The sequence below is a fragment of the Candidatus Palauibacter sp. genome, assembly GCF_965237495.1.
Lineage (GTDB): Bacteria > Gemmatimonadota > Gemmatimonadetes > Palauibacterales > Palauibacteraceae > Palauibacter.
On the sequence record NZ_OZ250143.1, the window covers coordinates 2,705,848 to 2,719,731 of the forward strand.

A 13,884-nucleotide genomic window follows, 5' to 3' on the forward strand; every position below is an offset into this window, starting at 1 on the left:
GGGAGAGGCGCGCGCCCGCCGACAGCAGCTGGCCGGTCCACGCGTAGCCGGTGAACACCGGGTCCCGGTCCTGGTGGACGATGATCCCGTCGAGCGAGTTCCGGAGGCGGCCCAGGGTCCGCTCCGCCGCCGTCCAGGCCGAGAGCGCCAAGCCGGAGTTGGCCGACGCTCCAACGGCGAAGCCCGGGACGTACTTCGTCGCGTGATCGAGGATGGGGATCAGCCACGCCTTTCTCGTCCCGCCGGCGTGGACGAGCTCGGTGAAGTCCGTGTAGAAGACCTCCAGCGGCCCCATCTCCGCCTTCGGCCGTCCCGACAGAAGGTTCGCGTGCGGACCCGCGGCGTCTATGGCCCGCCGGACCGCGCTCGGCTTCGGCCGCGTAACCGTGCGCCTCAAGGGCAGATCCCACAGCCGGTGCAGCCGCGCCACGACCTTCCGGTTCACCCGGTGCCCGTACGTCTCCCGGAGTTCGGCGGCGGTCCGCCGGTACCCGTACTCCGGGTGCGCCTCGGCGATCGCCTTCAGCGGCGCCTCCAGGTGCGCGTACTTCTCCGCGTACGGGACTCTCGTCCGAGTGTGGTGGTGCCACGTCGAGCGCGCCAGCTCCACCGCCCGCAGCGACGGCCCCAGGCCGTACGCCTCGCGCGTGCCGGAGACGAGCGCCACCCTCGCCTCCACGCTCAGCCGCTCCGGCCCAAGAAGTTTTTTAAGAGGGCGATCTCCACCTCCTTCTTGCCCAGCAGCTGCTCCAGATCCCGGATCCGGCGCTCGTACTCCTTCACCGTCGTCTCCTCGGCGAAGACCTCCGGCGCCCGGTCCACGAACCGCCGCCTCCAGAGCTGTACCGAGTTCGGGTGCACCCCGTACGCCTTGGCCACCTGCCCGGGCGTCTTCTCGCCACCCAAGACCTCCAGCACCACCTGCGCCTTCAGCTTGGGCGTGTACCGCCGCCGTGCCATGTCGACCTCCTTCCGGCCTGCCAGGTTCTACCCTGCGCAGCACCGCGCCCGGAGGTCAAACGTCACAATGGTGGGGTGTCCAGGATCTGGGGGTCATATCCTGGAGGTGTTTGACGACGCTGAGGGCGAGGGGGCGGTCGCGGAGGAGGAGGCCCAGTTCGATGTTGTGATCGAGGGCGGGTGTTACGGTGGGCGTTAGCTGCGGCATGGGAACCGAGCGGTTCCAGTTGAGGCGTCATGAGGCGCGTCCAGGGTACGACCGGCTCATTCCGGTTGGGCCACAGGATGACCGGAAACCGGAACCCTCTGCAAGCCGAGGCGCCGTCTCGCCGCTGGCCCACAAGACGCCGGATCCCCGCGTGCCAACACTCTGTCCGGTCGTTGGACGCAACTTGAGCCAGTGGCGTATCGTCCCCGTTTGATCCGCACGGTTCGGCTTCCCGGAAGTGCGGGGAGACCGGTATGGTTCGCGGGCTCTGGTGTCGTATGCAGACGTTTCCTCCTACGGCGCCGGGGCGAGAAGCCGCACAGGTACGCCTACGACGCCTTCGCGGAGATGCCCACCCTTCCGCCTTACGCCACCGGGGACGCACGGGAGGACTTCCGGCGAACTGCACACGCGGTGGTCGAACCCGTCTGGGCGGTGGGCGGGCGCTCCGCCTACGGCGTGGGACGGAACGGGAACGCGGACGACTGACGAATGCCCGGGGATGAGAGGAGCCGTACAATGACGGAAGATGCGTACAGCAGGGTGCTGCAGGAGTGGGGGAGATTCGAGCGCTATCGGACATGGATAGAGCTACTGCGTCAGCCGTGCAACCAGCCACTGTATGACGTCTTTGGCATGAACGGATTCATGGGCGAGATGATCCTAGGGCTTTGGAACGGAGCACTATTGGCGGCCGTGAATCTAACGACCAACGATCCTCGTGCGGATACGTCGCTACAGCTACTTGTTGACGAACTGGAGGGAGACGAAAGGGGCACCGCCATGAACGCGCTGGAAACTGCCCGCGCTGCGGTCAACGAAACGGGCGCTAAGAAATGGCGCGATAAGTACGTGGCGCACAGGGACAGGGATCGCGCGACGGAATGCTCCCCCGTACACATCGAGAATCTCACCGAGATTTCAGCGAAAACACACGGGGTTCTGCGTTGTATACAGCGGTTTCAGAACGCGGATTTGGCTCCAAGGCTCGCCGGTGCCGACCTACCCGTCACCTCGATGCTGGTGCGCCTTGACCTATTCGCCCGGCTGGGTAGTGGTGTCGCCGCGCACGTCACCAACGAGGATGGCCGATACGACCGAAGCGCCGCGCAGGAGCTACGCAAGACCCTCGATGTCGGATCGGATGACGACCACTGGCCATTTTTCGACATCCAGATGGAGTGTTTCGAGACCGCAGAGCTGGAGGGCTGGCGCGCCGCTTACGAGGCCGCATGCAATGGCGTAACGGATGCATTGGAGAACTGAGCACGAGGGCGAGGCGGGCCGTCCCTAACGGTACGCGACGACGCGAACGGAGCGAGGACACATATGCTATTTCGCGACGTAGAGCAGATCCCGGATGACCGCGACGACTACATCCGTGCGGGCGAGACCACCTTCCAATGGATCGAATCCCGTGAGCGCGCGGCGGGCATCCGCGAGGAGCTGGAGACGCTCTTTGCGCTAATCCCGCCCCGGGGACAAAAGACGTTGCGCGGCCGCCTTCGCAGCAAGCGCGCAGGACAGTTCGAGGGTGCCCGGTTCGAGATGCAGGTGTTCGCAATGCTGCACCGCATGGGACTGGAGCCACGCTACGAGGCCCCGGAGGGTGGGGCCGACTTCCGGTGCGAACGCTTCCAGGTGGAGGCCACCCATGTCCGGGGTCTCGATTTCGGGAAGACCGACGCCGAGGAGGACGTCATTCTGCGGCTTCGGCGACACTTCGACAACAGCGAGACTCCCCTGGGCCTGTGGGTCGGGCTGGAATCGCGCGGCAAGCTGCGCAACGCACCGTCCCTCAAACTTCTGGTGCGGAGGATACACAACGCAATCAGTGATTTTCGCGCTGCCGGCGTCCGCTCGCACGATTTCGATATCCACGGCGTATGGGGCCTGCACAGGGCGAAAAATCCGAGACAAAACTGGGACGAGTATGGCTACGGACTGCCTGTATACCGACACCCAGACCCAGCGGAGGATTGGACGCTGTTCGTGAGCAGCATCCACTACGCCTCGGAGGGCCATCGGGGAGGCATCGGCGGCTACCCCTCAGGCGGGGTCGCTGTCTACGACGACACGGCCGACCGCGTGCTGAGCGCGCTCAGCCGCAAGGCAAAACAGCTCCGCCAAACGTTCTCGCCGCTATACGTCGCGGTGCAGGTCGGTGGCTTGGGCTGGGATACGCGGGACACCGAGCGCGTCCATGCCTATCTCTCGCGCGACCAGTCCGTTGCAGGTGTGCTGTTGGTCCTGCGCAACGCGCTCGGGGGACACGGCATGGTACAGCTCGTATCCCCTTTGCCGACGGATTCGCCATTCGAGGCGCTGCGCGAACCCCAGCCCCTGGAACAGCTGCGCTCATGTCGAAGGAACGCCGAATGACCCGTCCGTGGAGCCGATCACGGTGGATGCGCCACGGCCCGAGACTTCGCCCGTATCCGTCACGGAATCGCCGTTTACGCCGAGATCGTGGGTATTCAAGCCGTCACCAGCCGCTCGGCTTTTGCCACGGACTCCATGTGGTGATCCCTTTGCCGCGTCAGGGCGGGCCGACCGTCACCTCGCGGGCGCCGGGGGGGACCTCAACGCGCTGGAGCACGCCGCCCGGCCACCGGACCTCGACGGCCACGGGATAGCCGGAGAGGCCCATGATCTGCACCGGGTCATCGTGCGAGCCCGTGCCGGACCCCGCCCTCACCTCGCGGGCCGGGCCCATCCCATCGGCGTACGCCACGCGCAGGACGGCCCCGATTCCGTGGCGGTTCCCTGCGGGTCCAGCGAGGCGCACCCGCAAACCCGGCGAGTTTCCGGCCCCGCGGAAGAGGCGCGCCGCGCCGCCGTTGATTCCCAGCACGAAATCGAGCCGTCCGTCGCTATCGATGTCCGCGGCCGCGACACCGCGCTGGTCTCCGTAGGCGGCGACTCCCGACTCCAGCCCCGGCACCGGGCGGAACCCGCCGCGTCCGTCGCCCTCGAGCCATAGCCCCCGGCCCGCGTCGTAGCGCGGCGTGTCCTCGTCCGTGGCGAAGAAGTTCTGGGAGAGGAACAGGTCCTCGCGGCCGTCCCCGTTGGCGTCCGCGATCAGCAGCCCCAGCGAGGGGGCGCGCTGCGCCTCGAGGGGCAGCGGCACCGCCTCGAAGGCGTCGCCCCGGTTCAGAAACAGCATGTGCCGCAACTCCGTCGCCTTCAGCCGGCCCTCCGGCCAGGCGCCGAGCGCCTCACCGACGTCGGCCTCCGCGTAGTCCGCGCGCGTCGGCATGCGCTGGCCCACGGGCGGTATGTGTTCGGCCAGGCGGCCCAGCGCGGCCAGCGGCGCCACTCCGCCGAGGCGTTCGTCCCGCTGCGCCGCCACCAGGTCGAGGGTGCCGTTGAGGTCCACGTCCCCGAAGAACAGTTCCAGCGGAGCCCCGGGCGTCGGGCGGTACTCCGTGTTGTCTCCCCATGAGACGGCCACCAGATCCGGAAGCCCGTCCCCGTCGAAGTCGCCCGCCGACACGCCGTTCCAGCGGCCGACATATTCGTGGAGACCCACTTCGTCGGTGACGTCGGAGAACCGGCCCCGGTCGTTCCGCAGCAGCCGGACGGGACCCCAGTCGACGGAGACGGCGAGGTCCGGGGCCCCATCCGCGTCGTAGTCGGTGAACACGGCGCCGGTCACCATGCCCAGACGCTCGAAGACCGCGGCATCCCGACGGTCCTCCTCGAAGCCGCCGCCCGGACGGCCCCGGAAGACCCTGGACGGTCCTGACATCGGGTAGGCGCCCGGCACGACTCGCGCACCCGCGAAGAGGTCCAGCCGTCCGTCGAGGTCGTAGTCGGCGACGGCCAGGACGCCCACCGAGGCCGATGTCCCCGGCGCCACACCGCGGTTGATCGGCGTGACGGCCACGCCCGCCATGGCGACCCCCGACCATTCCGCGGACACCACCGCCGGCACCTGGGTCACCTCGGCGGCCGGCGCCTCGTAGCTCGACAGCCCGAACAGCACCCTGGCCGTGTCCGCCACCGGCAGCGGGATCACGGCGGTCTGGTCGATGGGCGCCCGCGGCCCCGCCAGCGTCACCCGGACCAGCGCCCCGCCGTCGTTCCGGAACAGCACCGGTGCGGCGCTGGCCCCCGAACCCAGGAGCAGATCGGGGTCACCGTCCCCGTCCAGGTCGTGCCACGCCACGCTCGGCCCCATCCGGGACAGGCGCAGGGGGAGGAGCGGCTGCCGCGTCACTTCGGCGAACGGCGGCTCGTCGTGTATCGGCCCGAAGCTCTCGTCCAACTCGAACCACGGCGTCGCGTCCGGGGTGGGCGCGGCCGCCGCCCGCGTGCCTGTTGCCGCCTCCGTCCCCGCCCACGAGTCCGGTCTCGACGCCTCCGATTCGGGGACCTCGTACAGACGATCCGGGCCGTCAACGCGCACCACCGACCGGCCCCCGCCGCGCCAATCCACGCCCAGCGTGCCCTCCGAGGCCTCCCCCATCGCGAACGAGACCAGTGCCTCCGACCCGGACAGATACCCTCCGCCCGCCGCGATCTCCTTCGTCTGCCGCGGCAGCCCCGCGACCTCCAGCCACACCGTGGCCCCGATCCCGGCCGTGTTGGGCGCCTCTCCCCGCAGACGGACGGCCAGCCTGGGCGACGCGGCGTCGTTCCGCAGCAGCAGCGCCGGGCTGTCGAGCCGGTTCACCACCGCGTCCAGATCCCCGTCCCCATCGAAGTCCGCCAGCGCCGCCCCGTGCGACACGTCCGGCTCCGGCGCCACTCCCCACGCCCCCCCCACCTCCTCGAACCCCCGCCCGCCCAGATTCCGGAACGCCACGTTCCGCAGCGGAAGAGGACGGTACAGGAGTGTGGATTCGCGCTCGCCCGAGAGGCCCGCCTCCCGGATGCGAATCTGGGTGTCCGCGTCCATCAGGTCCCGGATGTGGCCGTTCGGGATCAGGAGGTCCTCGAACCCGTCCAGGTCCACGTCGAGGAAGAGTGCCGACCACGACCACCCCGACGCCTCCACCCCCGCCTGGCGCCCGATCTCCGCCCACGTCCCGTCCCCGCGGTTGGCCAGCAGCGTGTTGCGGTTCACCTGCTGCGCGCCGGAGGCCTCGCCCGGCGGCGTCTGCTCCACCCGCGACACCGGATCCTGCGTCTTCCTCGACCTCGAATCGCGGGCCAGCATGTCGAGCACGAACACATCCGCGTCGCCGTCCCGGTCGAAGTCCGCGAAGTCCACCGCCATGGAGGAGGCGCTCGTCGTGGGAAGGGCGTGGGAAGGCGGCAGGCGGAAGGTGCCGTCCCCCTGGTTGATCCAGAGCCGGTCCGGACTGTGCAGATCGTTCGCCACGTAGAGGTCCGGGTCCCCGTCGGAATCCAGATCTCCGAAGCGGGCCGCCAGCCCCCATTCGGTCGGGGCGGCCTCGAGCGGCGCCCCCTCGGGGTCGAGGAAGGCCCCGGAGGAGAACGGGACATGCCGGAAGCGGCCGCCGCCCTCGTTCAGATAGAGTTCGTCGGACTCCCCCTTCTCGAGCCGCACGACGCCGTCGGCCCTCCACGCGAGTTCGTAGTGGTCGGCGAAACGCTCCACGACCTCGAACCCGCGCCCCACCCGCCGCACCGTATTGGGGAAGGCGACCTCGTCCCCGGGGAAGAGGTCGAGGACCGAGCGGCTCTTGTAGCGCGTGAGGTAGAGGTCGAGATCCCCGTCGCCGTCGATATCGGCCAGCGCGCTCGACGTCCCCCCGCGCGAGTCGAGCAGCCCCGCGCCCGGAGCCTCCGCGAAGCGCCCCTCACCGTCGTTCAGGAACACGGATCTCGGGCCCTCGATGGAGGTGAGGATGAGATCGTGGTCGTCGTCGCCGTCCACGTCGACGAGGGTGGCGCCGGTCGAGAAGCGGTCCGCGGCGTCGACGCCGCTCTCGACGGCCTCCTCCCGAAACCGCCAGTCCCCGAGATTGATGTAGAGGGCGTTGGGACCTTCCAGGCGCGCGAGGTAGAAGTCCGGCCGGCCGTCCCCGTTCACGTCGCCCGCGGCCACTCCGGAGCCGTTTCCGCGCATCTGGTTCTCGATGAAGCTCGAGTCCGTAAGCGCGTTGGCGAAGTCCACCCCGGACCACGAGGGCGAAATGGAGGTGAACCCGGCGTCTCCCCCCTCCACCGCCAGGGTCCGCCAGCGGGCGCCCGACACCTCCGTCCACTCCCCCGGCTGCGCGGGGGCGGCGAAATCCGCCGGCCCGCAGGCGGCGACAGTGGCCAACAGCGCGCAGGAGGCGCGACGATGGGCGGCCTGGATTCGGGGGCGGCTCATGAAGCGGGAAAGACGCTCAGAATCCGGAGAGGATGGCATCCGCACGGCCGACGAGGGCCCGGTTCAGCGACAGCCAGGTCTCCACCGTGGTGGGGTCCGCCCAGGCGGAGGCGGCGGCCGCCGCGAGTCCCGCACCTTCGGGCCACGGGCGGCCCTCGACGAACTCCAGCACATCCTCGAAGGCGGAGAACACGGTGGGATCCACCTCGGCCCCGATCGAGACGAGGCGCTCGGACACGGCGCGCCACTCCGCGCGCGTCGCCGCGTCCACGGCGAGCTGGGGCAGACGTACCGCGCCCGCCAGCGAACCCGCCAGCGGGCCGGTGGAGCCGGCTGCGGCCCCGGGAACGACCCAGGTCACGATCTGTCCCTCGAGCCCGAACCGCCTGAACTCCTGCAGCCGGTAGAAGAGAGCGAGCGCGAGTTCCCGCTGCAGCTGGGCCGCCTCGTCCGCCGCCTCCGTGAGCCGCCCGAGTTGCCGGCCCTGCCGCTCGGCCATGCCCGCCAGGATGTCCGCCGCCGCGGCGCCATCGCCCGCAGCCCCCCCACCGGGCCCACCCAATGCGACCCCCGCGACGCCGCCCAGGACGAGGCCCATCAGGAGACCCACGGCGGCGGCCCGAACCGGCTTCACCGAAACACGCCACGTCATCGCCGGTTGTGGTGCTCGTCGTAGTGTTTGCCGAGCCAATCCTCGCCGTAGTCGTTGCCGGGGTCGCGCATGATGCTGTGCACGTGGTTGGCGGCGCCGTCCCCGACGCCGCGCTCGACGATGTACTCGATGAGGACGGAAGGTCCGTGGACGCGGTAGTAGTAGCGCGCCGCTGACACGTCGTCCACGGGCCCGATCCACGCAAAATGCAGGGCGTCAAGTCCGCCCGCCCGAATTTTCTCGAGCTGGGCGGCCGCCGCGGCGTGGTCCGCGTTGGCGACATATTCCTCCACGAGCTGCCACAACAGCGCGCGCTGGGGGTCCGTGAGCCCGGACGCGGGAAGCCCGGCGAACTCGCTCAGACTACCCTTGCGGCCGGGGCCGGTGAGCACGTCGCGAGGGATGTCGTCGCCGAGAACCGCCCGGGCGCGCTGCCCGTCATCCAGCGCCTGGAGCAGCCTCCAGCCGCGTTCCCCCTCGTTGGCGAGCACCCGCCACCCGGCGTCCAGCCCATGCATGATCTCGTGCGGTTCCGCCCCGAGAAACAGCGGAGTGAAGCTGATCCGGCCGTCCGCCACGGTGAAGTTGGCCGCCAGGTGGTGACCCGAGATCTGCCAGCCCCAGGTCGGTTCCTCGCCCGGACGCCCGAAGAAGGAGACCCAGTAGTTGGCCGATGTCCAGCTCTCGACCAGATCGTCGGGGAGCCTGCGTTCGCCGCTGGCGACGGCCGCCACGGCCTCCTCGTGCAACACTTCGTCCAAACGCACGACCCCGGCCATCTTCTGGTATCCCTGGCTGCTCGTCGACGCGCGCAGGAGATCGTGCAGGTGTCTTCGCTGCAGGTCGGTGAAGTCGCCGACCCGTGCGCCTCCGCGCGCCACGATACTCGCGGGAAGGTTGCTCCAGCTGGTTCGGGCGGTATCGGCGTCGAAGGGGAACGCCGCCGCCATACGCTGCTCCGGCGACAGCGAAGCGAGCAACGTGCGGGCGGCCTCGGCCATGCGTAGGGGTGACACCTCGGCCTCGCCGACTGCCGCCATCGGGGCGGGCCGTGCTTCAACGGTCTCTCCCTTGCAGGCGGCCGCCAGGCACGCGACCGTGATACCGGCGATTGCCGACACGGTCCGGTAGGTGCCGCCCGTCCCTCGGTCCATGGAGTCCATGGAGTCCTCCTTCGACAGACTCAGTCCTCGTGGAGCAGTCTCGCCTTCCCCGGCGGCATCACTTTAGCTTGCAATCCCGGTCCCCCGGAAGGAGGCACCCCATGGTCTCGCGCGGAACACCCTTGAGCGCACTCCGGTCCGTCATCGCAATCGTCTGCGTCACGGCTGTCTCGCTCCCCACCCAGACGCAGGCCCAAGAGACCGCCCCGGCCATCGAATCGATCACGGGAGCGGACCTCCGAGCCGATCTCTTCTTCCTGGCGGGAGACGAGATGCGCGGCCGCCTCGCCGGCTCGCCCGAGGGCCGCCTCGCGAGCGCTTTCATCAAGTCGCGCTTCGAGCGGCTCGGGCTCACGCCGGCCGCCCCCGGCGGCTCCTACTACCACTCCTTCAACGTCGTCCAGGCCGAGGTCGGAGAGGACAACGGCCTGGTCGTCCAGTACGCCGATGGCCTCAGGATCTCGAAGGAGCGCGGCCAGGAGTTCTACCCCCTGCGAGAGAGCGGGAGCGGCACGGCCGGCGGGCAGGTCGTGTTCGCCGGCTTCGGGATCTCCGCCCCGGAACTGGGCCACGATGACTACGGTGCCGGCGTGGCGGGCAACGTCGTCCTCATCCTCGATCACGAACCGGAAGAGACGGACCCCGAGAGCGCCTTCGACGGCCTCGTCACTTCGGAGGCCTCCGCCGCCTACCGGAAGCTCGCCGCCGCGCAGGAGGCCGGGGCGGTCGCGGCCCTCCTGGTGACGGACGTCCACAATCACCCCGAACCCGGCAACTTCAGCGCCGAGGCCGCCGGCTACTGGCCCGAGACCGTCCGCCGCGGGGGACGCTACACGCTCGAAAGCCGCCTGAACCGGGTCCGGATCCCCGCCGTCCGCATCTCGACGGCGCTGGCGGAGAGCCTGGTCGCGGGGACCGGCCGCACGCTGGCGGAACTGGTCCGCGGCGCGGAGGCCGCGGGAGGCGCGGCGCCCATATCCCTCCCCGGTCTCGAGGCGATGGTCTCGGCGGACGTGCGACGGGAGGTCCATACCGCGCGCAACGTGGTCGGCCTCATCGAAGGCTCGGACCCGGAACTGAAGGACGAGTGGGTCATCGTGTGCGCCCACTTCGACCACGACGGTGCCGAGGGCGGCGTGATCTACAACGGCGCGGACGACGATGGCTCGGGCACCGTGGCGCTGATCGAGATCGCCGAAGCCTACGCCGAGGCCGCGCGCATGGGTCGCGGACCCCGCCGCTCCGTCCTGCTGGCGGCGTGGGACTTCGAGGAGAAAGGACTGCTGGGCGCGTGGGCCTACGCCGAGAACCCGCTCCATCCTCTCGAACAGACCGTGGCCGTCCTCAACATGGACATGATCGGGCGCAACGAGGAGGTCGTCGTGGGAGGCGGTCGCCGCTTCCGGGGGCTCGACATCCAGTCCTCCGAATCCAACGCCAACGCCATCAACATCCTCGGGACCACCCGGAGCGACGACCTGCTGTCCGAGGTCCAGCGAGCTAACGCCGAGACGGGCCTCGACCTGCGCTTCCGCTACGACAATCACCCGATTCAATTGCTACGCCGGAGCGACCACTGGCCGTTCATGCAGGTGGGCGTGCCCGCGCTCTTCTATCACACGGGGCTGCACCCCGACTACCACCGCCGGGACGATATCCCCGAGCGGATCAACTACGAGAAACTCGAGAAGGTGGTCCGCCTCGTGTATCAGACCAGCTGGAGCCTGGCCCAGCGCCCAAGCGGACCGGCGACGATCAGCATGCGGTAGCGACAGGTGCCTGCGCGGAGTCAGGCGCCCCGCGGTCACGGCGACAGGCCAAGCAGGAACAGGAGAGGAAAAGTGGTACGGAGAATCGGAGTCCGCGTCATGTTGTTCGCGACGTTGGCATGCCTTCCACGGGCCCTCGCCGCGCAGGGGACGCTGGAAGGGACGGTGCGGGACGGTGCCGGCCAGCCCGTGGCGGGGGTCGGCATCACGCTCTCGGCGCTAGACCTCACCGGCGTCACCGGGGCTGGCGGTGCGTACCGGATCGCCGGGGTTCCAGCGGGTGCCCACGAGGTGCGGTTCGCCCGCATCGGCTACGAAACCCAGACCCTCGAGGTCGTGATTCGCGGGGAGGGGACGCTACGTGTCAACGTGACGCTGATCGAAGCAGCGATAGCGCTGGAAAGGCTCGTCGTCATCGGCTCACGTGCCCAGCCCCGGACCGCGACGCAGTCGATGGTGCCGCTCGACATCGTCCCGGTATCCGAACTCGCCAGCCAGGGGACGCCCGACCTCAGCTCGCAGCTCAGAAGCGTACTGCCTTCCTACAACGTGGTTGATGAACCGATCAGCGATGCGGCCACGATCGCGCGCCCGGTACACATCCGAAACCTCGCGCCGGACCAGACGCTGGTGATGGTGAACGGCAAGCGCCGCCACCGCTCCGCCGTCATCGTCCTCTGGAATGGCAACGGCGTCGCGGACGGCGCCCAGGGTCCCGACATCTCTACGCTTCCGAGCATCGCGATGAGCCGGGTCGAGGTCCTCCGGGACGGCGCCTCCGCGCAGTACGGTTCGGACGCCATCGCGGGCGTGATCAACATCGTGCCGAAGAACAACCGTTCAGGCGGCAGCGTGGAGGTGCGGGGCGGTCGTTACCAGGAGGGCGACGGCGACATGTTCACGACTGCCGCGAACGTCGGCCTCCCTCTGGGCGAGACCGGATTCCTCAGCTTGAGCGGCGAATTCAGCCAGTCCGATCCCACCAGCCGCAGCATTCAGCGGAATGATGCCGCCGCCCTGGCGGCTGCGGGCTTCCCCGTGCGCGACCCGGCCCAGATCTGGGGATCCCCGGAGGTGGACGACAACGTCAAGCTGTTCGCGAATACGGGCTACACCTTCGGCGGCGGCGTGGAACTGTACGGATTCGGCAGCTACCACACGAAAAGGGTCGAGGGTGGCTTCTACTTCCGGAACCCCAACACCCGCGATGCCGTGTTCAGTATCGACGGCGGAGAGACTCTCCTCATCGGCGATGTCCTTGACGCGCAGGATGGCGTCGTCGACGGCTCGGCGAACTGCCCCGTCGTTCGCATCGTGAACAACGTGCCCGACCCCGTGGCGATGGAGCGTGTCCGTAGCGACCCCAACTGCTTCTCCTTCCAGGAGCAGTTCCCGGGCGGCTTCACGCCGCAGTTCGGCGGGGACGCGTTCGACGCTTCCGCGGTCGGTGGGATCAAGGGCACGACCGCGGGCGTGGAGTGGGACCTGAGCGCCGGCTGGGGCACGCACAAGATCGACTTCTTCATGATGAACACGGTCAACGCGTCGCTTGGGCCCGAGACGCCGACCGACTTCAGGCCCGGCATCAACCAGCAGCGGGAGTTCAACCTCAACCTCGATCTGCACTACACGCTCGGCGAGCGGACCCACGTCGCCGGTGGCTTCGAACACCGCGTGGAGAGCTTCGAGATCGTGCCGGGGGACACGGCGTCATGGGAACTGGGACCCTATCTGGAGCAGGGGTTCAGCGCCGCGTCCAACGGGTTCCCGGGGTTCGGCCCGCTCTCCGAGGGACGCTGGGACCGGCGCAACGTGGCGGTCTACGGGGATGCGCACCACGACGGAGCGGACGACCGGTGGCAGGCCGGCCTGGCGCTCCGCCTCGAAGATTTCGAGGACTTCGGGACGACGTTCAACGGCAAGCTGTCGGGACGTCTGCGGGTCGCGGAAGGGTTCGCGCTCCGCTCCAGCGCGAGCACGGGGTTCCGGGCCCCGACTCCAGGGCAACAGAACCTCCAGCACATCGGGACGATCTACGACATCACACTCATGGATCTGGTGAACAGCGGCACGATCCCGCCGACATCGGCCGTCGCGCAGCGCCGGGGCGGCATGCAGCTGCAACCCGAGACCTCGGTGAACCTGGCGCTGGGCGCCGCGCTGACCCAGGGGCCGCTGATCGTGACGGCAGATTACTTCCGGGTCTCGGTCTCCGACCGGATCAACCTGAGCCCCGACTACACACTCGAGCCGCATGAGATCGAAGAACTCATCGCCGAGGGCGTAGAGGGCGCGCGGAACCTGGCCAGGTTCCGCTACTACAACAATGACTTCTCCACCCGCAGCCAGGGCGTAGACGTGGTCGCCAGCTACTCGCCGCCGACCCTCAACGGGAATACGACCTTCAGCCTGCTGTTCAACTACACCGGCACGGAAGTCACGGAATACGCCGGAGAGGATCCGAACCGGCTGTCCGCCGGGGAGCTTCCGCTGCGCGTCCGGCAGCTGCGGGAGGCTCTTCCCACGACGCGGGGCAGCCTCTCAGCGACGCACCGGGCGGGCCGCCTGCGTTTCTTCGGCAAGGTGGGCTACTTCTCGGGCTGGTACGACTGGCTCGACGACCACACCTACGGGGGCAAGGCCCTCGTGGACGCCGAAGTGGCGTACACGCTCGCCAATTCCGTGACCCTCACGGTGGGCGCCGAGAACCTCTTCAACACGTTCACGGACATGAATCCGGGCGCCGCGGCGAACGTGGGGAATCTGTACAGCCAGCAGTCGCCGTTCGGGTTCAACGGCGGTCTGTACTACGTCCGCGCCAGCTACGCCTTCGACTGGTGATC

The 13,884-nt window shown here is 69.0% G+C and carries 9 protein-coding genes and 1 pseudogene; 5 read left to right on the forward strand and 5 right to left on the reverse strand.

The genetic code is table 11. The annotated features are described in order from the left end of the window. Positions 1-424: 424 nt before the first annotated feature. Together ACPXY0_RS11855 and ACPXY0_RS11860 are read right to left on the reverse strand one after the other, a co-directional pair. A pseudogene (locus ACPXY0_RS11855) lies at positions 425-679 on the reverse strand (IS3 family transposase); the annotation flags it as partial. A 2-nt stretch (positions 680-681) separates the two neighbouring features. Then, on the reverse strand, positions 682-960 hold the full coding sequence (locus ACPXY0_RS11860) for a transposase (protein ID WP_420635576.1): 279 nt from the start codon (positions 958-960) through the stop codon (positions 682-684). Positions 961-1,516: 556 nt separating this feature from the next. On the opposite strand from ACPXY0_RS11860, the gene ACPXY0_RS11865 reads away from it, so the two are divergent. The 3 genes from ACPXY0_RS11865 (at position 1,517) to ACPXY0_RS11875 (ending at position 3,550) form a co-directional block, all read left to right on the forward strand. Further along, complete coding sequence (locus ACPXY0_RS11865; RefSeq protein ID WP_423924793.1) at positions 1,517-1,657, forward strand: hypothetical protein; 141 nt, start codon at positions 1,517-1,519, stop codon at positions 1,655-1,657. A 30-nt stretch (positions 1,658-1,687) separates the two neighbouring features. After that, on the forward strand, positions 1,688-2,434 hold the full coding sequence (locus tag ACPXY0_RS11870; protein ID WP_423924795.1) for a hypothetical protein: 747 nt from the start codon (positions 1,688-1,690) through the stop codon (positions 2,432-2,434). A gap of 63 nt (positions 2,435-2,497) precedes the next feature. Continuing rightward, positions 2,498-3,550, forward strand: a complete 1,053-nt coding sequence (locus tag ACPXY0_RS11875; RefSeq protein ID WP_423924797.1) for a hypothetical protein — start codon at positions 2,498-2,500, stop codon at positions 3,548-3,550. Positions 3,551-3,707: 157 nt separating this feature from the next. On the opposite strand, the gene ACPXY0_RS11880 is transcribed toward ACPXY0_RS11875, so the two are convergent. Genes ACPXY0_RS11880 through ACPXY0_RS11890 form a run of 3 tightly spaced genes read right to left on the reverse strand, consistent with a single transcriptional unit; the run spans position 3,708 to position 9,272 of the window. Further along, positions 3,708-7,457 carry an FG-GAP-like repeat-containing protein gene (locus ACPXY0_RS11880; protein ID WP_423924799.1) on the reverse strand — a complete coding sequence of 1,250 codons (3,750 nt, stop codon included), beginning with the start codon at positions 7,455-7,457 and terminating at the stop codon, positions 3,708-3,710. Between the two features lie 16 nt (positions 7,458-7,473). Beyond that, positions 7,474-8,091 carry a hypothetical protein gene (locus ACPXY0_RS11885; protein ID WP_423924801.1) on the reverse strand — a complete coding sequence of 206 codons (618 nt, stop codon included), beginning with the start codon at positions 8,089-8,091 and terminating at the stop codon, positions 7,474-7,476. 14 nt (positions 8,092-8,105) lie between these two features. Beyond that, positions 8,106-9,272 carry a DUF3500 domain-containing protein gene (locus ACPXY0_RS11890; RefSeq protein ID WP_423924803.1) on the reverse strand — a complete coding sequence of 389 codons (1,167 nt, stop codon included), beginning with the start codon at positions 9,270-9,272 and terminating at the stop codon, positions 8,106-8,108. A 122-nt stretch (positions 9,273-9,394) separates the two neighbouring features. Here ACPXY0_RS11890 and ACPXY0_RS11895 point away from each other — a divergent pair, with 122 nt between their 5' ends. After that, complete coding sequence (locus ACPXY0_RS11895; RefSeq protein ID WP_423924805.1) at positions 9,395-11,041, forward strand: M28 family peptidase; 1,647 nt, start codon at positions 9,395-9,397, stop codon at positions 11,039-11,041. Between the two features lie 99 nt (positions 11,042-11,140). Beyond that, positions 11,141-13,882 carry a TonB-dependent receptor gene (locus ACPXY0_RS11900; protein ID WP_423924807.1) on the forward strand — a complete coding sequence of 914 codons (2,742 nt, stop codon included), beginning with the start codon at positions 11,141-11,143 and terminating at the stop codon, positions 13,880-13,882. Positions 13,883-13,884: the final 2 nt, after the last annotated feature.

What these genes read in the sequence shown, in the direction of transcription:
- ACPXY0_RS11860 (WP_420635576.1), bottom strand. Translation starts at nt 960, where the DNA reads ATGGCACGGCGGCGGTACACGCCCAAGCTGAAGGCGCAGGTGGTGCTG.
- ACPXY0_RS11865 (WP_423924793.1), top strand. Translation starts at nt 1,517, where the DNA reads ATGCCCACCCTTCCGCCTTACGCCACCGGGGACGCACGGGAGGACTTC.
- ACPXY0_RS11870 (WP_423924795.1), top strand. Translation starts at nt 1,688, where the DNA reads ATGACGGAAGATGCGTACAGCAGGGTGCTGCAGGAGTGGGGGAGATTC.
- ACPXY0_RS11875 (WP_423924797.1), top strand. Translation starts at nt 2,498, where the DNA reads ATGCTATTTCGCGACGTAGAGCAGATCCCGGATGACCGCGACGACTAC.
- ACPXY0_RS11880 (WP_423924799.1), bottom strand. Translation starts at nt 7,457, where the DNA reads ATGAGCCGCCCCCGAATCCAGGCCGCCCATCGTCGCGCCTCCTGCGCG.
- ACPXY0_RS11890 (WP_423924803.1), bottom strand. Translation starts at nt 9,272, where the DNA reads ATGGACTCCATGGACCGAGGGACGGGCGGCACCTACCGGACCGTGTCG.
- ACPXY0_RS11900 (WP_423924807.1), top strand. Translation starts at nt 11,141, where the DNA reads ATGTTGTTCGCGACGTTGGCATGCCTTCCACGGGCCCTCGCCGCGCAG.